This window comes from Ancylobacter novellus DSM 506, from assembly GCF_000092925.1.
Classification (GTDB): Bacteria; Pseudomonadota; Alphaproteobacteria; order Rhizobiales; family Xanthobacteraceae; genus Ancylobacter; species Ancylobacter novellus.
Genome location: NC_014217.1, coordinates 4,045,291 through 4,066,850, shown reverse-complemented (window position 1 = coordinate 4,066,850; position 21,560 = coordinate 4,045,291). Strand labels below are relative to the sequence as shown.

At 69.6% G+C, this 21,560-nt stretch carries 25 protein-coding genes; 10 read left to right on the top strand and 15 right to left on the bottom strand.

The window, feature by feature from the left end; all coding sequences use genetic code 11:
• Window positions 1–290: 290 nt before the first annotated feature.
• The 3 genes from olsB to SNOV_RS19120 all read left to right on the top strand — a co-directional run bounded on the left by olsB (window position 291) and on the right by SNOV_RS19120 (window position 2,316).
• Window positions 291–1,373, top strand: a complete 1,083-nt coding sequence (gene olsB / locus SNOV_RS19130) for a l-ornithine N(alpha)-acyltransferase (protein ID WP_013168618.1) — start codon at window positions 291–293, stop codon at window positions 1,371–1,373.
• Window positions 1,374–1,560: 187 nt separating this feature from the next.
• Window positions 1,561–1,983 (top strand): Hsp20 family protein, encoded by a 423-nt coding sequence (locus SNOV_RS19125; protein ID WP_013168617.1) that lies wholly within the window; start codon window positions 1,561–1,563, stop codon window positions 1,981–1,983.
• Between the two features lie 48 nt (window positions 1,984–2,031).
• Window positions 2,032–2,316, top strand: coding sequence for a BQ00720 family protein (locus SNOV_RS19120; RefSeq protein ID WP_013168616.1), 285 nt, complete (start codon window positions 2,032–2,034; stop codon window positions 2,314–2,316).
• A 70-nt stretch (window positions 2,317–2,386) separates the two neighbouring features.
• On the opposite strand, the gene gshB is transcribed toward SNOV_RS19120, so the two are convergent.
• From gshB to rsmI, 3 genes are all read right to left on the bottom strand, one after another.
• Window positions 2,387–3,331, bottom strand: a complete 945-nt coding sequence (gene gshB / locus SNOV_RS19115; RefSeq protein WP_013168615.1) for a glutathione synthase — start codon at window positions 3,329–3,331, stop codon at window positions 2,387–2,389.
• A gap of 109 nt (window positions 3,332–3,440) precedes the next feature.
• Window positions 3,441–3,803, bottom strand: a complete 363-nt coding sequence (locus tag SNOV_RS19110) for a YraN family protein (RefSeq protein ID WP_244412794.1) — start codon at window positions 3,801–3,803, stop codon at window positions 3,441–3,443.
• Window positions 3,796–4,713 carry a 16S rRNA (cytidine(1402)-2'-O)-methyltransferase gene (gene rsmI, locus SNOV_RS19105; protein ID WP_013168613.1) on the bottom strand — a complete coding sequence of 306 codons (918 nt, stop codon included), beginning with the start codon at window positions 4,711–4,713 and terminating at the stop codon, window positions 3,796–3,798. Before rsmI ends, SNOV_RS19110 begins: the two co-directional genes overlap by 8 nt.
• Before the next feature lie 185 nt (window positions 4,714–4,898).
• Between rsmI and SNOV_RS19100 the strand changes: the two genes are divergently transcribed.
• Window positions 4,899–6,149: a penicillin-binding protein activator gene (locus tag SNOV_RS19100; protein WP_013168612.1), complete on the top strand. Its 1,251-nt coding sequence runs from the start codon at window positions 4,899–4,901 to the stop codon at window positions 6,147–6,149.
• Between the two features lie 197 nt (window positions 6,150–6,346).
• Here SNOV_RS19100 and hemW read toward each other — a convergent pair whose 3' ends face one another.
• The 3 genes from hemW to rph are packed head-to-tail and all read right to left on the bottom strand — an operon-like array spanning window position 6,347 to window position 8,896.
• A complete protein-coding gene (gene hemW, locus SNOV_RS19095; protein ID WP_013168611.1) occupies window positions 6,347–7,492 on the bottom strand; it encodes a radical SAM family heme chaperone HemW in 1,146 nt (381 codons plus the stop codon).
• A gap of 37 nt (window positions 7,493–7,529) precedes the next feature.
• Window positions 7,530–8,186 carry a non-canonical purine NTP pyrophosphatase gene (locus SNOV_RS19090; RefSeq protein ID WP_013168610.1) on the bottom strand — a complete coding sequence of 219 codons (657 nt, stop codon included), beginning with the start codon at window positions 8,184–8,186 and terminating at the stop codon, window positions 7,530–7,532.
• The gene (rph, locus tag SNOV_RS19085; protein ID WP_013168609.1) at window positions 8,183–8,896 is read right to left on the bottom strand and encodes a ribonuclease PH; all 714 of its coding nucleotides are present in this window, start codon (window positions 8,894–8,896) and stop codon (window positions 8,183–8,185) included. Before rph ends, SNOV_RS19090 begins: the two co-directional genes overlap by 4 nt.
• Before the next feature lie 165 nt (window positions 8,897–9,061).
• Here rph and hrcA point away from each other — a divergent pair, with 165 nt between their 5' ends.
• Entirely contained in the window at window positions 9,062–10,165 is a 1,104-nt protein-coding gene (gene hrcA, locus SNOV_RS19080; RefSeq protein WP_417872118.1) for a heat-inducible transcriptional repressor HrcA, read from the top strand.
• A gap of 81 nt (window positions 10,166–10,246) precedes the next feature.
• The gene (gene grpE, locus SNOV_RS19075) at window positions 10,247–10,867 is read left to right on the top strand and encodes a nucleotide exchange factor GrpE (RefSeq protein ID WP_013168607.1); all 621 of its coding nucleotides are present in this window, start codon (window positions 10,247–10,249) and stop codon (window positions 10,865–10,867) included.
• Between the two features lie 331 nt (window positions 10,868–11,198).
• On the opposite strand, the gene SNOV_RS19070 is transcribed toward grpE, so the two are convergent.
• From SNOV_RS19070 to hisB, 9 genes are all read right to left on the bottom strand, one after another.
• The gene (locus SNOV_RS19070; protein WP_013168606.1) at window positions 11,199–12,146 is read right to left on the bottom strand and encodes a hypothetical protein; all 948 of its coding nucleotides are present in this window, start codon (window positions 12,144–12,146) and stop codon (window positions 11,199–11,201) included.
• A 66-nt stretch (window positions 12,147–12,212) separates the two neighbouring features.
• On the bottom strand, window positions 12,213–12,857 hold the full coding sequence (locus SNOV_RS19065) for an alpha-ketoglutarate-dependent dioxygenase AlkB family protein (RefSeq protein WP_013168605.1): 645 nt from the start codon (window positions 12,855–12,857) through the stop codon (window positions 12,213–12,215).
• Window positions 12,858–12,968: 111 nt separating this feature from the next.
• On the bottom strand, window positions 12,969–13,931 hold the full coding sequence (coaA, locus tag SNOV_RS19060; protein WP_013168603.1) for a type I pantothenate kinase: 963 nt from the start codon (window positions 13,929–13,931) through the stop codon (window positions 12,969–12,971).
• Window positions 13,932–14,054: 123 nt separating this feature from the next.
• The gene (locus SNOV_RS19055) at window positions 14,055–14,393 is read right to left on the bottom strand and encodes a phosphoribosyl-ATP diphosphatase (RefSeq protein WP_013168602.1); all 339 of its coding nucleotides are present in this window, start codon (window positions 14,391–14,393) and stop codon (window positions 14,055–14,057) included.
• Window positions 14,394–14,403: 10 nt separating this feature from the next.
• Complete coding sequence (gene hisF / locus SNOV_RS19050) at window positions 14,404–15,189, bottom strand: imidazole glycerol phosphate synthase subunit HisF (RefSeq protein ID WP_013168601.1); 786 nt, start codon at window positions 15,187–15,189, stop codon at window positions 14,404–14,406.
• Between the two features lie 26 nt (window positions 15,190–15,215).
• Complete coding sequence (hisA, locus tag SNOV_RS19045; RefSeq protein ID WP_013168600.1) at window positions 15,216–15,959, bottom strand: 1-(5-phosphoribosyl)-5-[(5-phosphoribosylamino)methylideneamino]imidazole-4-carboxamide isomerase; 744 nt, start codon at window positions 15,957–15,959, stop codon at window positions 15,216–15,218.
• The gene (hisH, locus tag SNOV_RS19040; RefSeq protein WP_013168599.1) at window positions 15,947–16,609 is read right to left on the bottom strand and encodes an imidazole glycerol phosphate synthase subunit HisH; all 663 of its coding nucleotides are present in this window, start codon (window positions 16,607–16,609) and stop codon (window positions 15,947–15,949) included. The genes hisA and hisH overlap by 13 nt, the downstream gene beginning before the upstream one ends.
• A complete protein-coding gene (locus SNOV_RS19035; RefSeq protein WP_013168598.1) occupies window positions 16,606–17,094 on the bottom strand; it encodes a DUF2628 domain-containing protein in 489 nt (162 codons plus the stop codon). The genes hisH and SNOV_RS19035 overlap by 4 nt, the downstream gene beginning before the upstream one ends.
• Before the next feature lie 33 nt (window positions 17,095–17,127).
• Window positions 17,128–17,721, bottom strand: coding sequence for an imidazoleglycerol-phosphate dehydratase HisB (gene hisB, locus SNOV_RS19030; RefSeq protein WP_013168597.1), 594 nt, complete (start codon window positions 17,719–17,721; stop codon window positions 17,128–17,130).
• Between the two features lie 158 nt (window positions 17,722–17,879).
• On the opposite strand from hisB, the gene SNOV_RS19025 reads away from it, so the two are divergent.
• From SNOV_RS19025 to hslU, 4 genes are all read left to right on the top strand, one after another.
• Window positions 17,880–19,109, top strand: a complete 1,230-nt coding sequence (locus tag SNOV_RS19025) for an MFS transporter (protein ID WP_013168596.1) — start codon at window positions 17,880–17,882, stop codon at window positions 19,107–19,109.
• A gap of 68 nt (window positions 19,110–19,177) precedes the next feature.
• Complete coding sequence (gene hslV / locus SNOV_RS19020; protein WP_013168595.1) at window positions 19,178–19,729, top strand: ATP-dependent protease subunit HslV; 552 nt, start codon at window positions 19,178–19,180, stop codon at window positions 19,727–19,729.
• Window positions 19,719–20,234, top strand: a complete 516-nt coding sequence (locus tag SNOV_RS19015) for a GNAT family N-acetyltransferase (RefSeq protein WP_013168594.1) — start codon at window positions 19,719–19,721, stop codon at window positions 20,232–20,234. The genes hslV and SNOV_RS19015 overlap by 11 nt, the downstream gene beginning before the upstream one ends.
• Window positions 20,231–21,541, top strand: coding sequence for an ATP-dependent protease ATPase subunit HslU (gene hslU / locus SNOV_RS19010; RefSeq protein ID WP_013168593.1), 1,311 nt, complete (start codon window positions 20,231–20,233; stop codon window positions 21,539–21,541). The genes SNOV_RS19015 and hslU overlap by 4 nt, the downstream gene beginning before the upstream one ends.
• Window positions 21,542–21,560 lie beyond the last annotated feature (19 nt).

The window sequence follows — 21,560 nt, the reverse complement described above, 5'->3', positions numbered from 1 at the left end:
TGGCCTGTCCTCGGGCTTGCCGAAGGCAAGACCCGTGGGCTCGCACCTCGGGATGACGGTGTAGAGCGGGACTCCCAGGCTGGGCCGCTTTTCCGAAGAGAGTCCGGCGGGATGGCAACCCGAAGCGCCGTCCCGAGGCCTCTCCGGCACGCCCCGTCATCGGCCGCACCGTCCGCCACATGCCGCAACGGCATGTCCCGACCTGCCGGTCACGCTCTGTCACATGAGCGTCCGAGAAATGTGATTCTTGTCACAAATCGCTATAATGCGACCGGGCTGAGGGGCTGTTCATGACGCAAATGCTCGCCGACGGGAATGTCGAGGCGGCGCCGGCCGCGGGCGCTTCGGCGCTGCGGAATTTCCTGAAGCCGAGCCTGCTCAATCCCTTCACGCCCAAGCCCCGCGCCACGGAAGAGCGCGCCAAGGATCACGCAAAGGACCAGCGCGCCAGGATAGAGCCGCTGCGCCTCGTTCCGGCGGCCTTCACGCCCTCGCGCTTCATGCCGGCGCTGCGCTCCTATTCGGGCCTGCGCCACCGCGAGAGCCGCAGCGACCGCGGCCCGGTGACGCTCGGCCGCATCGGCCCGCTGGAGGTGCGCCTCGCCGTCACCGCGGCCGATGTGCGCCGCGCCCAGCGCCTGCGCTACGAGGTGTTCTACGAGGAGATGTCGGCCGTCCCCGCCGCCGCCATGCGGCTCGCCCGGCGCGACTTCGACGCCTTCGACGGCTTCTGCGACCACCTCCTGGTGCTCGACCACGATTCCTGCCGCATGGTGCGCGGCAAACGCGTGCCGCGCGTCGTCGGCACCTACCGCCTGCTGCGCCAGGAGATCGCCGCCCGCCATGGCGGCTTCTACACCGCCGGCGAGTTCGACATCGCCCCGCTGCTGGCGCGCCACCCGCACCGGCGCTTCCTCGAGCTCGGCCGCTCCTGCGTGCTCTCCTCCTACCGCAACAAGCGCACGGTGGAACTGCTCTGGCACGGCATCTGGGCCTATGTCCGCCACCACCGCATCGACGTGATGTTCGGCTGCGCCAGCCTCGAGGGCGTCGACCCGCGCTCGCTCGCCCGCCCGCTCGCCTTCCTGCACCATTTCGCCCCGACCGACCCGGAGTGGTCGGCCGACGCGCTGCCGAGGAACGCCGCGGCGATGGACCTGATGGCGGTGGAGGCGATCGACACCAAGGCGGCGCTCGTCGAGCTGCCGCCGCTGATCAAGGGCTATCTGCGGCTCGGCGCGCAGATCGGCCGCGGCGCCGTGGTCGACCGCCAGTTCGGCACCACCGACGTGCTGATCGTCCTGCCGATCGAGCGGATAAACCCCCGTTATCTCGATCATTTCGGCGTGAACGGCGAGCGCCACGCCGCCTGAAAACCCGCAGTCTTGCCGATTGCCCCGGCCCTTGGCGGCCGGCCTTAGGTCGCGCGCGGCGTTTTTCCGCCGTGCACGGCGGTGTCTTCTTGCGCACCCCCGCACCCCCGCCCATATGCTCACTCAACGGGATGCCCTTGTGGGGTCCCATCACGCAAAGTCGCTTCTAGACGAGGACTTTGGGAGCATGTCACGCATTCCCTCGCTGTCGAGCCCCTTCCTGCTCGGCTTCGATGAGGTCGAGCGAGCGCTCGACCGCGTCGTCAAAGGCTCCGACGGCTATCCGCCCTACAATGTCGAGCGGGTGGTGCTGCCGGGCCAGCCGGACAGGCTCCGCATCACATTGGCGGTCGCCGGTTTCACCCGGGACCAGCTGGATGTGACGGTGGAGGAGAAGGAGCTCGTCATCCGCGGCCGGCAGGTCGAGGAGCCGGAGCGGATCTATCTTCATCGGGGCATCGCCGCCCGTCAGTTCCAGCGCACCTTCGTGCTGGCCGACGGCATGAAGGTGCTCGGCGCCGATCTGAAGAACGGTCTGCTGTCGGTCGACCTTGTTCGGCCGGAACCGGAACGCGTCGTTCGGCGTATCACCATTGCGACCGACGAGTGAGGGCACCCGAAGCCGGTCTCGACAGTGAGTAACGAGGAGTCGTGGACCATGACGAACGAATTCCAGATCACCGGACCTGCCACGGGTGCCGCTCTCGCTGGTGCCCTGACCCCCGAGGCCTTCGCGAGCCTCGGTGACGGCCGCATCGCCTATGTGCGCTCCATCCGCTCGGAGGACGCTGCCGAGATGTTCCCGCAGGCGCACCTCGCGCCGGGACTGCAGCTCTTCACCCTGCACGCGGCGGACGGCACGCCGATCATGCTGACCGACAGCCGCGAGGCGGCGATCGCCAGCGCGACGCAGAACGAGCTGGTGACGCTCAGCGTGCACTGACCGCACGCACCCTAGGAATGGGATATGGGCCCGGCCGGCCGACGGCCGGGCCTTTTCTTTTGTCGGCCGCTCAGCCGCGCCGCTTGGCCTCGATCACGTCCCAGATCAGCGCCGCGATATCGGCGCCGCCGAGCCGGCGTATGGCGCGGATGCCGGTCGGCGAGGTCACGTTGATCTCGGTGAGGTTGCCGTCGATCACGTCGATGCCGGTGAAGAGGAGGCCCATGCGCTTGAGATGCGGGCCGAGCCGCTCGCAGATCTCCTTCTCGCGCGGGGTCAGGTCCGTCTCCTTCGCCGCGCCGCCGCGCACCATGTTGGAGCGCAGGTCGCCCTCGCTCGGCACGCGGTTGACCGCGCCGGCGAACTCCCCATCGACCAGGATGATGCGCTTGTCGCCGTGCTTCACCTCGGGGATGAAGCGCTGCACCACCCAGGGCTCGCGGAAGGTGGTGGCGAACAGGTCGTAGAGCGAGCCGAAATTCAGGTCGTCGCGGGTGAGGCGGAACACCGCCGCGCCGCCATTGCCGTAGAGCGGCTTGACCACGATGTCGCCGAACTCGTCGCGGAACGCCTTGATCTCCTCGAGGTCGCGGGTGATCAGCGTCGGCGGCATCAGATCGGGGAATTCGGTGACGAAGATCTTCTCCGGCGCGTTGCGCACATGAGCGGGGTCGTTCACCACCAGCGTCTTCGGGTGGATGCGCTCCAAGAGGTGCGTGGCGGTGACATAGTTCATGTCGAAGGGCGGGTCCTGCCGCATCAGGATCGCGTCGAAGCTGTCGAGCCGCACGCGGCGTGCCTCGCCAAGGGTGAAATGCTCGCCCTTCACGTCGCGGACCTCGAGGTCCTGCACGGTGCCGAACAATTCGCCGTCACGCAGGGCGAGGCGGTCGGTGGTGTAGTAGGCGAGCCTGTGCCCGCGGGCCTGCGCTTCCAGCAGCAGGGCGAAGGTGGAATCGCCCGCAATGTTGATGCGGTCGATCGGGTCCATCTGGACGGCGACGTTGAGGCTCATGGGGCGTCCCGGAACAGGAGGGGCCACGCGCGGCGCGGCATGTCCCCTCTTGTCTAGCCGCTCGCGGGGCGGGGCGCCACGCGCCCGATCTTGCACGATCGCAATGACGTCACTCGGCGTCGAAGGCGCCGGGCAGGTGCATGGGCGCGGCGCCGGGCGCCACCAGCACCACGTCGAGCCGCATGTCGAAGCCGTCATAAGACGGGTTGCGGGCGAGGAAGATCTCCGCCGCCCCGGCGATGCGTCGCCTCTGGCGCGGCAGGATGGATTCGGCCGCCACCGTCAGGCTGGCGCGTGCCTTCACCTCGACGAAGACCAGGAGCCCCTCGCGGGCGACGATCAGGTCGATCTCGCCGCGCGGCGTGCGCACGCGCTTCGCGACGACCTCGAATCCCTGCGCCTCGAACAGCGCCGCGGCCGCCGCCTCGGCGTCGAGGCCGCGGGTGAAGGCGGCGCGGCGCCGCTCAGTCATCGTCCCCTGCATCGCCCGCCTGCAAGGCGAGCGCGCGGGCATAGATGGTGCGCCTCGGCAGGCCGGTGGCGGTCGCCACCGCCGCCGCCGCGTCCTTGACCGAGAGCGTCGCCAGCGCCTGCCGGAGAGCCGCGTCGACATCCTCCTCGCGCGCCTCTTCCTCCAGCGGCGCACCGACGACCAGCACGATCTCACCCTTCGGCGCCCCGGCCTCGGCGTAATGGGCGGCCAGCGCGTCGAGCGGGCCGCGTCGCACCTCCTCGAAGCTCTTGGTCAATTCGCGGCACACCGCCGCCGGGCGCGGCCCGAGCACGTCGGCGAGGTCGGCGAGGCTCTCGGGCAGGCGCGGGCCGGTCTCGTAGATCACCAGCGTCGCCGGCAGCGTCTTGATCTCGGCGAGGCGGTTGCGCCGCGCCCCGCTCTTCGGCGGCAGGAAGCCCTCGAAGAAGAAGCGGTCGGTCGGCAGCCCCGCCGCCACCAGCGCGGCGAGGCTCGCCGAGGCGCCGGGAACGGGGATGACGCGGTGGCCGGCGGCGAGTGCCGCTTCCACCAGCTTGTAGCCGGGATCGGAGATCAGCGGCGTGCCGGCATCCGACACCTGCGCCACCGCCGCGCCTTCCTCCAGCCGCGCCAGCAGGCGCGGGCGCACCTGCTCGGCATTGTGGTCGTGATAGGCGACGAGAGGCGTTTCGATGCCGTAACGATCCAGCAGACGCCGCGTGATCCGCGTGTCCTCGCAGGCGATGAGGTCGGCCCCGGCCAGCGTCTCCAGCGCCCGCAGCGTGACGTCGCCGAGATTGCCGATCGGCGTGGCGACGATGTGCAGCCCGCGCTCGGGCCGGGCGGCGGGAAGGCTGTGGCCGGCGATGCGGAAGGAACGGCGGCTGGCCGCCTCGGTGGGAGCGTTCATGGCGCCGTCATTCTAGGCCGCGCGGCCGGCGGCGTCATGCCCGGCGGGCGCGTGCGGCGTGGATATGTCGGCGCAGCGCCCGTCACCGGCCGGTCACGAGGTGACAGGGCGCGCCCCGCCGTCCTACAAAGGGACAACGTCGGCCGGATGGCAGGCGCACCATCCGAGCCGAACCACGAGCCCGAATGAGCGAGAAGGACATATCCGCGCCGGCCGAGATCCGCAGCCCGGCGCGCGAGGCGACACGCGGCGCGGCGCATGGCGCGACCCGTCGCGGCTTCCTGCTCGCCGCCGGCGCGGCGGGAGCCGCTGTCGGGCTCGCCGCCTGTGGCTCCACGCTCGATTCCGCGCCGCCGCAGGCCGCGCTCCCCTCGTCCGAGCCGCTGCCCGATCCCAACGCCATGGCTGGCACCGGCACGCCGGTCGCGCTCATCCTGCCACTCGGCGCCAGCGGCAATGCCGCGGCGGTGGCGCAGGCGCTGCGCAATTCCGCCGAGATGGCGGTGGCCGAGTTCGCCGGCGCCCGCATCCGGCTCATCGTCAAGGATGACGGCGGCACCGGGCCGGGCGCGCAGGCCGCCGCCCAGCAGGCGCTCGACGAGGGCGCGCGCGCCGTCCTCGGCCCGCTCTTCGCCCACTCGGTGGCCGCCGCCGGCCAGGTGACGCGCCAGCGCGGCGTGCCGCTCGTCGGCTTCTCCACCGACACCAATGTCGCGACGCAGGGCGTCTATTTGCTCAGCTTCCTGCCACAGACCGATGTCGAGCGCGCCGTGCGCTACGCCGCCTCCACCGGCCGGCGCTCCTATGTCGGGCTGGTGCCGGACAATGCCTATGGCTCGGTGGTCGAGGCCGCCTTCCGCGAGACCGTGCCGACGGTGGGCGGGCGCATCGTCGGGCTGGAGCGCTACGCGGCGGGGCAATATGCCGAGGCCGCACGGCGCATCGCCGGCTCGGCGGTGCAGGCGGACGCGGTGTTCCTGCCCGACGCCGCCGACACCGTGCCGCAGGTGCTGCAGGCGATGACGGCCGCGGGGGTGAACCTTAACGGCAAGCAGCTCATCGGCACCGGCCTGTGGGACGACCCGAAGCTGTTCGCCGCGCCCTCGGTGAATGGCGGCATCTTCGCCGCGCCGGACCCGGCGGGCTTCCGCGCCTTCGCCGCGCGCTACCGCGCCCGCTACGGCCGCGAGCCGGTGCGCACCGCCGCCCTCGCCCATGACGGCGTGTCGCTGATGGCGGCGCTGGTGAACAGCTATGGCGAAGCCGGCATCACCGATCAGGCGATCCAGAACCCGTCGGGCTTCTCCGGCGTCGACGGCATCTTCCGCTTCCGCGCCGACGGCACCAACCAGCGCGGCCTCGCGGTCATGCAGATCTCAGGGGGCGCGACGCAGATCGTCAGCCCCGCCCCGCGCAGCTTCGCGCAGGGGATTTGAGCGTCCTTCTCGTCCGCCACATGGCGCGACGTCATCCTGAGGTGCAATCAACAACGCACCGTCATCCTGAGGTGCTCGCGCAGCGAGCCTCGAAGGATGGTCACCTAGGTGTGCCTGGATGAGCATACTTCGAGGCCCGGCTGACGCCGGGCACCTCAGGATGACGGTCTTCGGGAGCAGGTAGAAACGAGAGAACCTCACGCCGCCAGATCGGCCACGATGGCGTCCAGCACCGGCAGGCCGAGCGCGGTGGCGCGCAGGCGCTCGCCGGGCAGTTCCTCGATCATGGCGTCCTCGATGAGCGTCGCCACCCGGCCGGCGTCGAGATCGTGCCCGGCGAGGCGAGCGAAGCGGGCGCGGTCGATGCCTTCGGCAAGACGCAGGCCCATCAGCAGATATTCGTCGGCCTGCTCGGCGCGGGTCAGCCTCTCGTCGACGATCACGCCATGGCCGGCGTGCTCGACCCGCGCGACCCAGTCCTCCGGGCCGCGCTCGGTGGACGTGGCGACGCGCCCCTCCGGCGTGTCGAGCCGGCCATGCGCGCCCGGCCCGAGGCCGGCATATTCGCCATAGCGCCAGTAGAGCAGATTGTGCCGGCTCTCCGCGCCCGGGCGGGCGTGGTTGGAGACCTCGTAGGACGGCAGGCCGGCCTCGCGCGTCGTCTCCTGCGTCACGTCCCACAGCGCGCGGGCGACCTCGTCCTCCGGCACGATCAGCTTGCCGGCGCGGTGCAGCGCGGCGAAGGGCGTGCCGTCCTCGATGGTGAGCTGGTAGAGCGACAGGTGCTCGCAGCCCTCCTCGATGGCGCGCTTCAGCTCGGCCGCCCAGGCTTCCGGCTTCTGGTCGGGCCGGGCATAGATCAGGTCAAAGGACACCCGCTCGAAGGCCGCGCGCGCCACCGCCACCGCGCCGAGCGCCTCCTGCGCCGTGTGCATGCGGCCGAGCGCCTTCAGCGAGGCGTCGTCCAGCGCCTGCACGCCGAGCGAGACGCGGTTGACCCCGGCGGCGCGGTAGCCGCGGAAACGGCCGGCCTCGACGCTGGTCGGGTTGGCCTCCAGCGTCACCTCGGCGCGGGCGTCGAGCGGCCAGGCTTCATTGATGGCGTCGAGTATGGCGCCGACCGTTGCCGGCTCCATCAGCGAGGGCGTGCCGCCGCCGAAGAACACGCTCTGCGTCCGCCGCTGGCCGATGCGCTCGCGCGTATGGGCGATCTCGGCCCTGAAGGCTTTGAGGAAGCGCGCCTGGTCTGGCGGGGAATGGCGGACGTGGCTGTTGAAGTCGCAATAGGGGCACTTGGCCTTGCAGAACGGCCAGTGGACATAGACGCCGAAGCCGGGATCCACCGGAGGCGGCGGCGCGAGAGGCCGCCTATGGTCGACTTCAGTCAAAATTCGCCCCGAGGGAGGCCGTCGCCAGCGCGATGAAGGCGCGGGCGCGGTGCGACAGGCCGCGGCCGAGCGGCGGCAGGCCGTGCTTCTCCGCGCCGGTCATCTCGCCGAAGGTGCGCTCATAGCCGTCCGGCTGGAACATGGGGTCGTAGCCGAAGCCGGCCGGGCCGCGCGGCGGCCAGACCAGCGTGCCCTCGACCACGCCCTCGAAATCCTCGGCATGGCCGTCTGGCCAGGCGAGGCAGAGCGCGGAGATGAAATAGGCGCGGCGCAGGTCCGGCAGCTCGGCGCCGGCCGCGCGCAGCTCGGTCTCGACCCGCGTCATCGCCGCCATGAAGTCCTTCTCCGGCCCGGCCCAGCGCGCGGTGAGCAATCCCGGCGCACCGCCCAGCGCCTCGACGCACAGCCCGGAATCGTCGGCGAAGGCCGGCAGGCCGGAGGCCTTGGCGGCCGAGACCGCCTTGATGCGGGCGTTCTCGGCGAAGGTGAGGCCGGTCTCCTCCGGCTCCGGCAGGCCGAGCTCGCCGGCCGAGACCGCGTCGACGCCATAGGGGGCCAGCAGGCCGCGCATCTCCTCCAGCTTGCCGGGGTTATGCGTGGCGATGACGATGCGGCCTTCCAGGCGGCGGTGCGGCTCGGCGGCGCTCATGACACCGCCAGCTTCTGCAGGTCGACCAGCTTGGCGACGCCCTTGCGGGCAAGGCCGAGCATGGCGCCGAACTCGTCCTCGGTGAACGGCGTCTTCTCCGCCGTGCCCTGGATCTCGACGAAGCCGCCGGTGCCGGTCATGACGAAGTTGACGTCGGTATGGGCCGAGGAATCCTCCACATAGTCGAGGTCGAGCCGCGGCTCGCCGTCGACGATGCCGCAGGAGACGGCGGCGATGTGGTCGCGAAGGGGAATCGTTGCCAGCATTCCCCGCGTTTTCATCCAGCTCAGGCAGTCGTGCAGGGCGATCCAGGCGCCGGTGATGGAGGCGGTGCGGGTGCCGCCATCGGCCTGGATGACGTCGCAGTCGACGGTGATCTGGCGCTCGCCGAGCTTCTCCAGGTCCACCACGGTGCGCAGCGAGCGGCCGATCAGGCGCTGGATCTCGTGGGTGCGGCCGGAGGGCTTGCCGGCGGTGACCTCGCGGCGGGTGCGCTCATGGGTGGCGCGCGGCAGCATGCCGTATTCCGCCGTGACCCAGCCGCGCCCCTGCCCCTTCAGCCAGGGCGGCAGGCGCTCTTCCAGCGTGGCGGCGACGAGCACATGCGTCTCGCCGAACTTGACCAGGCACGAGCCCTCGGCATGGCGCAGCACGCCGCGCTCGAAGCTGACGGCCCGCATCTCGTCGGGCTGGCGGCGGGAAGGGCGCATGCGGAACTCTCCTGAAACCTTGATGGCCGGCCCTTGTAAGGGCGCCGCCGCCCCGGCGCAATCGGCCGGCCGGGCGCGGTTGCCGACGGTTGCTTGAATGCGCCGGCCGAATGCCGAAATATAGCGGGGTCACGAACGGAATAGGCGCGTGAACGCACAGATATGGTGATGCCCTTCGATCCGCTGCTCTCCGCCACCGCCCCGCAGCTCGCGCGGCTCGACGAGCGCTCGCGCGAGATCTTCCGCCAGATCGTCGAGACCTATCTCGCCACCGGCGAGCCGGCGGGGTCCCGGAATATTTCTCGCCTGATCCCCATGACGCTTTCCCCGGCCTCGGTGCGCAACGTCATGGCGGACCTGGAGGCGGCCGGGCTGATCTTCGCGCCGCACACCAGCGCCGGTCGGCTGCCGACCGAGCGGGGGCTGCGCTTCTTCGTCGACGCGCTGCTGGAGATCGGCGACGTCTCGGAGGACGAGCGCAACTCGATCGAGACGCAGGTGCGCGCCGCCGCCCGCGCCCAGACGGTGGAAGGCGTGCTGGCGGAGGCCTCGAACCTGCTGTCGGGCCTGTCGCGCGGCGCCGGCGTCGTCACCGCCGGCAAGACCGACGTGCGGCTCAAGCACATCGAATTCGTGCCGCTCGACCCGAGCCGCGCCTTGCTCATCCTCGTCTCCGAGGATGGCGAGGTGGAGAACCGGCTGGTGCCGCTGCCGCCGGGCCTCCCGGCTTCGGCGCTGGTGGAGGCGACCAATTTCCTCAGCGCGCTCACCCGCGGGCGCACCATCGCCGAATTGCGCGCCGAGGTGGAGCGCACGCTCGCCGCCCGCCGCGCCGAGCTGGACGAGGTCACCGCCCGCGTGGTCGAGACCGGCCTTGCCAGCTGGTCCGGCGGCGACAAGGCCGACCGGCGGCTCATCGTGCGCGGCCAGACCCGGCTGCTGCACGACCTCAAGGCCATCGAGGACCTCGAGCGCGTGCGCCTGCTGTTCGACGACCTCGAAGCCAAGCAGGAGGTGGTCGACCTGCTCGGCCGCGCCGAGGACGCGCAGGGGCTGCGCATCTTCATCGGCTCGGAGAACAAGCTGTTCTCGCTGTCGGGCTCCTCCACCATCGTCGCGCCCTATCGCGACGGGCAGGGCCGGGTGGTCGGCGTGCTCGGCGTCATCGGGCCGACGCGGCTCAACTATGCCCGCATCGTGCCGATGGTCGACTTCACCGCCCGCGTGGTGAGCCGCGTCCTGGCCGGTCCGGGCATCGACGCGGCTTGATTTTTCAACCATCCGACCCGATATGGCGGGCGTCCGCACGAAAAAGTGTGCGGGCAAATCCATTCTCCCGACGAGGTGCTTATGAGCGACGAGAACCGCAAGCCGGCGGACCAGCCTGATGTGGCGGACGAGGCGCGTGCCGCCGAGAACGACGCGCTCGCGGCGACCGACGACCTTGCCGCCCATTTCACCGCCGAGAAGGATCGGCTGGAAGGCGAGATCGCCACGCTCAAGGACAAGTTCCTGCGAGCCTTCGCCGAGGCCGACAATGTGCGCCGCCGCGCCGAGCGCGAGGTCGCCGACGCCAAGGTCTACGGCATCACCGGCTTCGCCCGCGACATCCTCACCGTGGCCGACGATTTCGAGCGGGCGCTCGGCGCCGTCGATGCCGAGGCGCGCGAGAAGGCGGAAGGGCCGCTGAAGACGGTGCTCGACGGCATCGACATCACCGCCCGCGCGCTGACCCAGACGCTCGCCAAGCACGGCGTCGCCCGCATCGAGGCGGAAGGCGCCAAGTTCGACCCGAACCTGCATCAGGCGATGTTCGAGGTGCCGAACACCGAGCTGCCCTCGGGCACGGTCGTGCAGGTGATCCAGCCCGGCTACAAGATCGGCGAGCGCGTGCTGCGCCCGGCGCTGGTCGGCGTCTCCAAGGGCGGCCCGAAGGCGGCCCCGGCCGAGACCCCCGCCGCCGAGGGGTGAGGGCAGGTCCTACCTACACAGGTCCTGCCTACACAGGTCCTGCCTACCAACTGAACGTCATGGCCGGGCTTGTCCCGGCCATCCACGTCTTTGGTGCCTAAGGAAGTCGTGGATCTCCGGGCCAAGCCCGGGGATGACGGCCGAGGGTGGCTCGGCAGCCGAGGACTGATCTTCAGCGCAGTTCGGTTCTGCTCGCGTCTTCCACCATTTCTGCCCTCATGGCCGGGCTTGACCCGGCCACCCAGGGGCCACGCCGTGCGTCGGCGGATAGGCTGGGTCCCCGGGTCAAGCCTGGGGATGAGGGAAGAGGAATGCCGAGCGGTGGTGATCCTCAGCGCAGCTCGATGCCGTCGCGCAGGCCGCGCATGGCGCCGAAATCGGCGTCGAAGCTCGCGGCCGGCGCCACACCCACCATACGCAGATTGGCGGTGCGGCCGAAGCGCAGCCACTGCGCCACCTTCACCGGCTTGCCGGACTTGGCGTCGAGCGCATTGGCGATCAGCTCATAGCCGGGCTGGCCGCCAATGCGCAGCGGGCCGCCACGCTCCACCCGCAGCTCCTTGACGCCCGGCACGCTGGAGATCGCCCGCTTGGCGACGCTCTCGCGCTCCTCCTCGCGCACCTCGCCCGGCCCGGCGGCGACGATGAAGAAGGGCTGGGTGGAGGGATCGGGCTCGGCATCGCCCTTGGTCAGCAGCACGGCGCTGCCGCCGAGCACCTTGAACACCTTGAAGCCTTCCATGTCGTCGAAGGTGAAGGGCAGCCGCGCCATCAGCTCCTCATTGCTGGGCGGGGCACGGAACACCACGGTCTTCAGCGCCGCCTCGACCGCCTTGTCGGGATAGCGGGCGGAGGCCTCCTCCGGGAACTGCACCGTGATCATGCCGGTCTGCTGCTTGCCGCCGGCGATCAGGATCCACTTCTTCAGCGTCGTGCCGGCGTTGGGAATGGACTGGTAGCCCTTGAGCAGCACCGCCTTGACCCCGTCGGCGAGCTCGACGTCGCGGCGCTCCTCCACCGTGACGTTCTGCTTCTTCAGTTCCGCCGGCGCGAAATGGCTGGTGATCTCCTGGAACGCCGGCTGCGGCATCTCCAGCACCAGGATCGAGGCCTTGGTGGCGCGGTCCTGGAAGCCCGGCACGTTGGGGATCTCGCTCATGCCTTCGGGCGGCACGAGGCCGATCGTACCCTGATTGGGGAAGACAGCCTGCGCGCCAGCGGGAACGCTGAGGGCAAGCAGCGGAAGAACCAGGGCGGCAACGCGGACAACAAGGCGCATTCGCAATCCTTCACATTCTGGGAGCCGACGATGGCTCAGCAGCGCAACTTGGCCTTTTCTGCGGGTTCAACAAGGCGGAATTTCGCTCGTCGCGCCCGGATGTACCCGGCGTAACGTCAGATTGATGCGGCCGGACTGCTTCAGCAGCGTCGAAGTGTCCGGCAGGATGCGGTCTATGCCGTGAAAGGCGAGCCGCGCCGGGCCGGAGAGCAGCAGCGCGTCGCCCGAGGCGAGGCGGATGGAACGCGTCGGGTCCTTTCGCGAGGTGCCGCCGACGCGGAACAGCGCGGTATCGCCCAGCGACAGCGAGAGGACGGGCGCGGCGAATTCCTCCTCGTCGCGGTCCTGATGCAGCCCCATGCGCGTGCCGGGCGCGTACCAGTTGATGAGGCAGGCCTCGGGCTGGAGCGGCGAGCCGGCGAGCGCGTCCCATGCTTTTAGAAGCATGTCCGGCATGGGCGGCCAGGGCTTGCCGGTCTCGGGATGGGTCGGCTGATAGCGGTAGCCGGTCTCGTCCGAGACCCAGCCGAGCGGCCCGCAATTCGACATGCGCACCGAGAAGGGCTTGCCGGTGCGCGGCATGCGCGGGGTGAACAGCGGCGCGCCAGCGAGCACCTGCCGGAGCTCCTCCGCCAGCGCCTCCTGCGCCGGCCGGTCGAGCCAGCCGGGCCAGTAGAGGCAGCCGGGAACGATCTCGACGGCGGCGGTCATTCTCTCACCCGTCATCCCGGACGGCCGAAGGCCGATGCGGGATCGCGACCCGATTGGAGAGCGATCCCGGCTCCACGGCTTCGCCTTCGGCCGGGATGACGACGAAGGGCATCACAGCTTCCTCAGCGAAACCGCCTCGACCTCATGGTCGCCGCCCTTGCGCAGGATAAGGTCGGCGCGCTGGCGCGTCGGCAGGATGTTCTCGCGCAGATTGACGAGGTTGATCGAGCGCCAGATCGAGCGCGCCGTGGCGTCGGCTTCCTCGTCGGAGAGGCTGGAATAGCGGTGGAAATAGGCCTTCGGGTCGCGGAAGGCTGAATCGCGCAGCCGCATGAAGCGCTCGACATACCAGCGCTCCAGGATCGCCTCGTCGGCGTCGATGTAGATCTTGAAGTCGAAGAAGTCGGAGACGAAGGGGATGGCCTTGCCGTCCTTGGGCGGCCGGCCGGTCTGCAGCACGTTCAGCCCCTCGACGATGAGGATGTCCGGCTGGTCGACCTCGACCGAGGCGTTCGGCATCACGTCGTAGTCGAAATGGCTGTAGACCGGCCCGCGCACCGGCCGCCGCCCGGCCTTGATGTCGTGCAGGAAGAGCAGCAGCGCCGGCAGGTCGTAGCTCTCGGGAAAGCCCTTGCGGCCCATCAGCCCTTCGCGTTCCAGCACCGCGTTGGGCAGCAGGAAGCCGTCGGTCGTGACCAGCGCGACCTTCGGGGTGTTCGGCCAGCGCCCCAGCAGCGCCTGCAGCACGCGCGAGGTGGTGGACTTGCCCACCGCCACCGAGCCGCCGACACCGATGATGTAGGGCATCTTGCCGTTCTCCTCGGGCCCGAGGAATTTCTGCATGGCCCGGAACAGCTTCTGCGCCGACCCGACATACATGGAAAGCAGGCGCGAGAGCGGCAGGTAGATGTCCTCGATCTCATGGATCGACAGGCGGTCGTTGAGGCCCTGCAGGCGCTGGATCTCGTCCGGCTGCAGGGGCTGGGGCGTATCGGCGCGAAGGCCGGCCCATTCCGAACGGGAGAAGTTGCGGAACGGCGATAGCCGCCCGGCTTCGTCGAGCTTCAGGTCCATAGATGCGTTTCCCGGCTCGCCCGGACATTCAAGCCGCCGGGCGTTGGTCGACTGTATACCACACGGGAACCGGCTTCGATACAGTGCCGGCCGAGGGCATCGGCCGGGCGCGGCACCGCTTCCTCATTCCTTCGAACGGGAAGCCTTCTCCTCGAGGCCGGACTGACGCGTCCGGCGGCCCAGTTCCGCATAGACGTCTTCCAGGGAAACGCCGCGCGCCTGAAGCAGCACGACCAGATGGTAGAGAAGATCGGCGGTCTCGGAAACGACCGCTTTGGTATCGGTGCCAACCGCCGCGAGCGCGGTCTCGACCGCCTCCTCGCCGAGTTTCTGGGCGCATTTGGCGACGCCCTTGGCGATCAGCGTGCGCGTATAGGAGGCCTCGCCCTCCCCGGCCGCGCGGCGGGCGACGAGCGCGGCGAGGTCGTCGAGTGTCACCCTTGATGTCACCGGTGCGGCCATGAATGTCACCTTATTGGTCACCACCGCCGAGGCGCACCGGAAGCCCGGCTTCGGCGAGGCGCTGCTTGGCGGCACCGATGGTGAAGGTACCGAAATGGAAGATCGAGGCGGCGAGCACGGCCGAGGCATGGCCGTCGCGGATGCCGTCGACCAGGTGATCGAGCGTGCCGACCCCGCCCGAAGCGATGACCGGCACCGGCACGGCATCGGAGATGGCGCGGGTCAAGGCGAGGTCGAAGCCCTCGCCGGTGCCGTCGCGGTCCATGGAGGTCAAAAGGATCTCGCCGGCCCCGAGCGCGACGACTTCCTTAGCATATTCAATGGCATCGATGCCGGTGCGGTTGCGTCCGCCATGGGTGAAGATCTCCCAGCGGTCGGGTTCACCCGGCTCCGAGACCTTCTTGGCGTCGATGGCGACGACGATGCACTGCTCGCCGAACTTCGTAGCCGCCTCGCGCACGAACTCGCGCCGATTCACCGCGGCGGTGTTGATCGACACCTTGTCGGCACCGGCATTGAGCAGCGCGCGGATGTCCTCCACCGTGCGCACGCCCCCGCCGACGGTCAGCGGCATGAAGCACTGCTCGGCGGTGCGGCTGACCACGTCGATCAGCGTACCGCGCGCCTCGTGACTGGCGGTGATGTCGAGGAAGCAGAGCTCGTCGGCGCCCGCGGCGTCATAGGCCTTGGCGGCCTCGACCGGGTCACCGGCGTCACGCAGATCGACGAACTTCACGCCCTTGACGACGCGGCCGTCCTTCACGTCGAGGCAGGGGATGACGCGCACCTTGAGCATGGAATCCCCGCCGGTTGTTGAGCGATTCATGCCGGCAATCCGGCGACGAGCGCCAGTGCGGCGTGCGGGTCGAGCCGGCCATCATAGAGCGCGCGGCCGGTGATGGCACCTTCGAGCTTGCTTGCGCGTGGCTCCAGCAGCGCCTTCACGTCGTCGAGGGAGGCGAGGCCGCCGGAGGCGATGACGGGGATGGTGATGGCGTCGGCCAGCGCGATGGTGGCGTCGAGGTTCAGCCCCTTGAGCAGGCCGTCGCGGGCGATGTCGGTGTAGATGATGGCGGCGACGCCGGCATCCTCGAAGCGCCGGGCGAGCTCGGCGGCCTCGAGGTCCGAGGTCTCCGCCCAGCCCTCCACCGCGACGCGGCCGTCGCGTGCGTCGATGCCCACCGCCACACGGCCCGGAAAGCGGCGCGCCGCCTCCTTCACGAAGGCCGGATCGCGCACCGCGGCGGTGCCGAGGATGACGCGGGTGATGCCCTTCGTAAGCCACGCCTCGACGCCCGCGAGGTCGCGTATGCCCCCGCCGAGCTGCACCGGCATGGCGACGGATTCGAGAATGCGCTCAACGGCATGGGCGTTGACCGGCTTGCCGGCGAAGGCGCCGTCGAGGTCGACGATGTGCAGATAGCGGAAGCCGTCATGCTCGAACTGCGCGGCCTGCTGCGCGGGATCGTGGTTGAACACGGTGGCGCGCGCCATGTCGCCCTGCACGAGGCGCACGCACTTGCCGTCCTTGAGATCGATGGCGGGAAAGAGGATCACGGCGTCCATTTCAGGAAATTGGCGAGGAGGGCGAGGCCGAGGCGCTGGCTCTTCTCGGGATGGAACTGGGTGCCGGCGATGTTGTCGCGGCCGACGACAGCGGTGACCTTGCCGCCGTAGTCGCTAGTTGCCACGACGTCGGCGGGGTTGGCGGCCGCGAGGTGGTAGGAGTGGACGAAATAGGCGTCCAGCCCTTCCGGACCCGTCGGAATGCCCTCCAGGATCGGGTGCGGGCGCACGACGTCGAGCGAATTCCAGCCCATATGGGGGATCTTCAGCGCGGAGTCACTGGTGACGATTTTGGTGACATCACCCTCGATCCAGCCGAGGCCACCGGTGACACCGTGCTCCAGCCCGCGCGTCGCCATCAGCTGAAGGCCGACGCAGATGCCGAGGAAGGGCCGGCCACGCTCGCGCACCACCTCGGTCAGCGCCTCGACCATGCCGGGAACGGCATCGAGCCCGCGCCGGCAGTCGGCATAGGCGCCGACGCCGGGCAGCACCACGCGGTCGGCGAGGCGCACCACTTCCGGGTCGGCAGTGACGAGGACCGTCTTGTTGGTGCCGCTCTCGCGCGCGGCCCGCTCCAGCGCCTTGCCAGCCGAGTGCAGATTGCCGGAGCCGTAGTCGATCAGGGCGACGGGGGCGGGCGGGATCATCGGCTCGCCTCCGGGAACAGGCCGAGCACGCCGCTTTCCGCCGGCCGGGCCGGGGCGTAAGCGCGGGGAGACGCTGGCACGGGCGCCACGGGCGTGAACGTGCCCAGCCGCGCCTCGAAATAGCGCTGCTCGGCGCCTTCCAGTTTCGGTGCGGCGACGGTGCCGACCTCCTCATAGCCGCGCGCGACCAGCTTGGCGCGGCGCAGGCCGGGAAGCTCCACCGCCACCATTATGTTGGCGACGAGAAGCAGCGCGAAAGCGTCGCCGTCGAGGTCGAGCAAGAAGATGGCAGCGACCACCGCCACCTGCACGAGGGCATAGACGATGAAGGCCAGCCACAGACGGTGGAACAGCAGCACCAGCGGCGCCAGCGGCAGCGCGCTCCACGACAGGCGCTCGGGCACGAAGGCGAAGCCGTCCGCCCAGTCGCGGGTCGTGCGCGCCTCGTCCGCCGCCTCGGGCTCGAAGACCGTCCACACCGCCATATTCGTCTCAGCCTTCCGTCTCAGCCAATGAGATCAGCCACCAAGGCTGCCCTTGGTGGAGGGGATCTCCCCCGCCGCCGCCGGGTCGATCGCCACCGCCGCGCGCAGTGCACGGGCGAGGCCCTTGAAGCAGCTCTCCGCTATATGGTGTGCGTTGACGCCATACAGAGTCTCGACATGCAGCGTCAGCCCGGCATTGATCGCGAAGCCCTGGAAGAACTCGCGCACCAGCTCGGTGTCGAACTCGCCGATCTTCGCCGCCGGGAACTCGGTGCGGAAGACCAGGAAGGGCCGACCGGAGATGTCGAGCGCGACGCGGGTCAGCGTCTCGTCCATCGGCAGATGCAGGCTGGCATAGCGGGTGATGCCGCGCATGTCGCCGAGCGCCTGCCGCACCGCCTGGCCGAGCGCGATGCCGACATCCTCCACCGTGTGGTGGAAGTCGATGTGCAGGTCGCCCGTCGCTTCGATCTCCATGTCGATGCGCGAATGGCGGGCGAGCAGGTCCAGCATGTGGTCGAAGAAGCCGACCCCGGTCGCGATCTTCGCCTTCCCCGTGCCGTCGAGGTCGACGGCGAGGCGGATCTGCGTTTCCTTGGTGGCGCGGGTGATGCTGGCCGTGCGCATAGCTTCGGGCTCCCGGAAGAGCCGGCGTCTTAGCAGCTATGCTGTTGCGATGCCATATGCGCGTCATCTACGCCCGCCGGGCTTGACGATGCGGTATCGCGCTGGCGCATCGTGCCGAATACCCGCATCATTCCCGCCTCGCCCCCCGGAGCCTCTCGATGGACATGGCCACGCTGCGCGCCCGCGCCCCGCTCTTCCTTGCCGTCTTCATCGACATCTTCTCCTTCGGGCTGATGTACCCGCTGCTGGTCGCCCTGTTCGAGAACGGATCGATCGTGGCGGGCTATGCGCCGGCGACGCGCGACACGCTGCTGTCGCTGGCCTTCGCGCTGTTTCCCATCGGCATGTTCTTCGGCGCCTCGCTGCTCGGCGACCTCTCCGACGCGCTCGGCCGCAAGAAGACGCTGATGATCTGCATGGCGGGACTGGCGGGAAGCTATGCGCTGATGTGGCTGGCGCTGGAGATCGGCCATCTCTGGCTGTTCTTCCTCGGCCGGCTCTCCTCCGGCCAGATGGCCGGCACCGCGCCCATCGCCCAGGCCTCGGTGGTCGATGCCGCGCCGGAGGACCAGCGCAGCGCCGCCATGGCGCAGGTTGTGCTGGTCAACACCATCGGCATGGTGGCGGGGCCGGCGATCGGCGGCGTGCTCGGCCATTGGGACTTCCGCCTCCCGCTCGGCGTGGCGCTGGTGCTGTGCCTTCTCACCCTCGCGCTGCTGAGCCGCGCGCATTTCGCCAAGGACGAGGCGCGCCGGGCGCTGAGCCTCGACTGGAAGCAGCCCTTCGTCCTGCTTGCCCGGGTCAAGGACCGGCCGGCGATCATCGTGCCGGCGCTGTCCTTCTTCCTGTTCCAGTTCGGCTTCCTGATCTACTACACCTTCATCCTCATCGAGATGCAGCGCTCCTACGGCTTCACCACCGCCGAGCTCGGCCTGTTTTCCATGGTGATGGGCATAGGCTGCGCCTTCTCCTCCGCCATCGGCTTCAAATTCGTCCGGGCCCGGCTCGGCAGCGACAAGCCGACCGCCCTGCTGGGCCTCGCGCTCTGCGGCATGTTCCTCATCATCAGCGGGCTGCCGCTGCCGGCCTGGGGGCAGGTCGCGGTCGGGCTCCTTTCGACCGCCAGCAACATCCTCGCCTTCATCACGCTGCTCGCCGCCATCTCCTCCTCGGTCGACGCGAGCGAACGCGGCTGGGCGCTCGGCATCGCCAATGCCGGAGTGGCGCTCTCGGTGTTCCTCGCCGGGCTGATGACGGGGCTGCTGGTGTTCCTGCCGGCGGATATCTTCCTCATCGCCGGCGGCGTCATCGTGCTCGCGGGCATCCTGCCGGGGCTGAAGCTGGCGGAGCCTGCGACGGGCGCAGAACCCGCCGCCGAGTTGCGCTGAAGCGGGGACGACTTAAGTAAGGCTCTCGACCCCAGCCTGCATCCAGCGTCCTGCATCCCGAGTCCTGAATGAACCACGCCCCCGACACGATCTACGGCACCACCATCGTCTCCGTCCGCTCCGGTTCGCGCGTCGCCATCGGCGGCGACGGGCAGGTGACGCTCGGCAATACGGTGATGAAGGCCAATGCCCGCAAGGTGCGGCGCCTCGGCAAGGGCGACGTGATCGGCGGCTTCGCCGGCGCCACGGCCGACGCCTTCACTTTGTTCGAGCGGCTGGAAGCCAAGCTCGAGCAGTATCCCGGCCAGCTGCAGCGCGCCGCGGTCGAGCTCGCCAAGGACTGGCGCACGGACCGCTATCTGCGGCGGCTGGAAGCGATGATGATCGTGGCGGACAAGAACATCACCCTCGTGCTCACCGGCACCGGCGACGTGCTGGAGCCGGAGAATGGCATCACCGCCATAGGCTCGGGCGGCGGCTTCGCGCTGGCGGCGGCGCGTGCGCTCGCCGATAGCGGGCAGGACCCGGAGGCGATCGTGCGCAAGAGCCTGGGCATCGCCGCCGACATCTGCATCTACACCAACGGCCAGCTCACCATCGAGACCATCGATGCGGCCTGAGACCGGCGCGACCTACGGCTTCCGGCCGCTGGCGCAGGCGGATTTCCCGCTGCTGGCGCGCTGGTTCGGGAAGCCGCATGTCGCGCAGTGGTGGAATCCGGCGGAGGAGGCGATGGCCGAGGTGGCGCAGGCGATGGCCGAGCCCTGGGTGCAGCCCTATCTCGTGCTGATCGACGGGCGTGAGGCCGGTTACATCCAGAGCTACGATCCGCATGCGGAGGACGGCCACCCCTATCGCGACCAGCCGCCGGGCACGCTCGGCATCGACCAGTTCATCGGCGAGCCGGAGCTGCTCGGGCAGGGCCATGGCTCCGCCTTCATCGCGCGCTTCGTCGAGCGATGCGGGCAGGCCGGCGCCTCCCATGTCGTCACCGATCCCGACCCGACCAATTCGCGCGCCATCCGGGCCTATGAGAAGGCCGGATTCGGCGCCCTCGACCACCGTTCTACGCCGTTCGGCCGCGTGCTCCTGATGAGACGTGCCGCAAGGATCTCCGCTCAATGACCAGCTTCTCCCCCCGCGAAATCGTCTCCGAGCTCGACCGCTTCATCGTCGGCCAGCACAAGGCCAAGCGCGCGGTCGCCATCGCCCTGCGCAACCGCTGGCGGCGCCAGCAGCTGGAGGGTCAGCTGCGCGAGGAGGTGCTGCCGAAGAACATCCTGATGATCGGCCCGACGGGCGTCGGCAAGACCGAGATCTCCCGTCGCCTCGCCCGGCTCGCCGGCGCGCCCTTCCTCAAGGTGGAGGCGACCAAGTTCACCGAGGTCGGCTATGTCGGGCGCGACGTCGAGCAGATCGTGCGCGACCTCGTCGAGGTCGGCATCGGCCTCGTGCGCGAGGTGCGGCGCAAGGGCGTCGAAGCCAAGGCACATCTCGCCGCCGAGGAACGCGTGCTCGACGCGCTGGTCGGCACCACCGCCTCGGCGGGGACCCGCGAGAGCTTCCGCAAGAAGCTGCGCGACGGGCTGCTCGACGACAAGGAGGTCGAGATCGAGGTGGCGAGCAGCGGCGGCCAGGGCATGCCGATGTTCGAGATCCCCGGCATGCCGGGTGCGCAGATGGGCGCGATCTCGATCGGCGACATGCTCGGCAAGGCCTTTGGCGGCCGCTCCAAGCCGCGCCGCGTCACGGTGAAGGACGCCCACCCGCTGCTGATGTCGGAAGAGGCCGACAAGCTCATCGACCAGGACGCCATCGTGCAGGAGGCGATCCGCGCGGTGGAGGAGAACGGCATCGTCTTCCTCGACGAGATCGACAAGATCGCCGGCAGCGACCGCCGCGGCGGCGCCGACGTGTCGCGCGAGGGCGTGCAGCGCGACCTGCTGCCGCTGATCGAGGGCACGACGGTCTCGACCAAGCACGGGCCGGTGAAGACCGACCATATCCTGTTCATCGCCTCGGGCGCCTTCCATGTGTCGAAGCCGTCCGACCTGCTGCCCGAATTACAGGGCCGCCTGCCGATCCGCGTCGAGCTGGAGGCGCTGACCCGCGAGGACTTCAAGCGCATCCTCACCGAGACCGAGGCGAGCCTGGTCAAGCAGTCGGTAGCGCTGATGGGCACGGAAGGCGTCGAGCTCTCCATCACCGAGGATGCGGTGGAGGCGATCGCCGACATCGCCGTGCAGGTGAATGCCAGCGTCGAGAATATCGGCGCGCGGCGGCTGCAGACGGTGATCGAGCGGGTGCTGGATGATCTGTCCTTCAACGCGCCGGACCGCTCGGGCGAGACCATCGTCATCGACGGCGCCTATGTGCGCGAGCGCGTGGCGGATCTGGCCGGCAATACCGACCTAAGCCGCTATATCCTCTGAGGCATAGCGGGACCGGTTT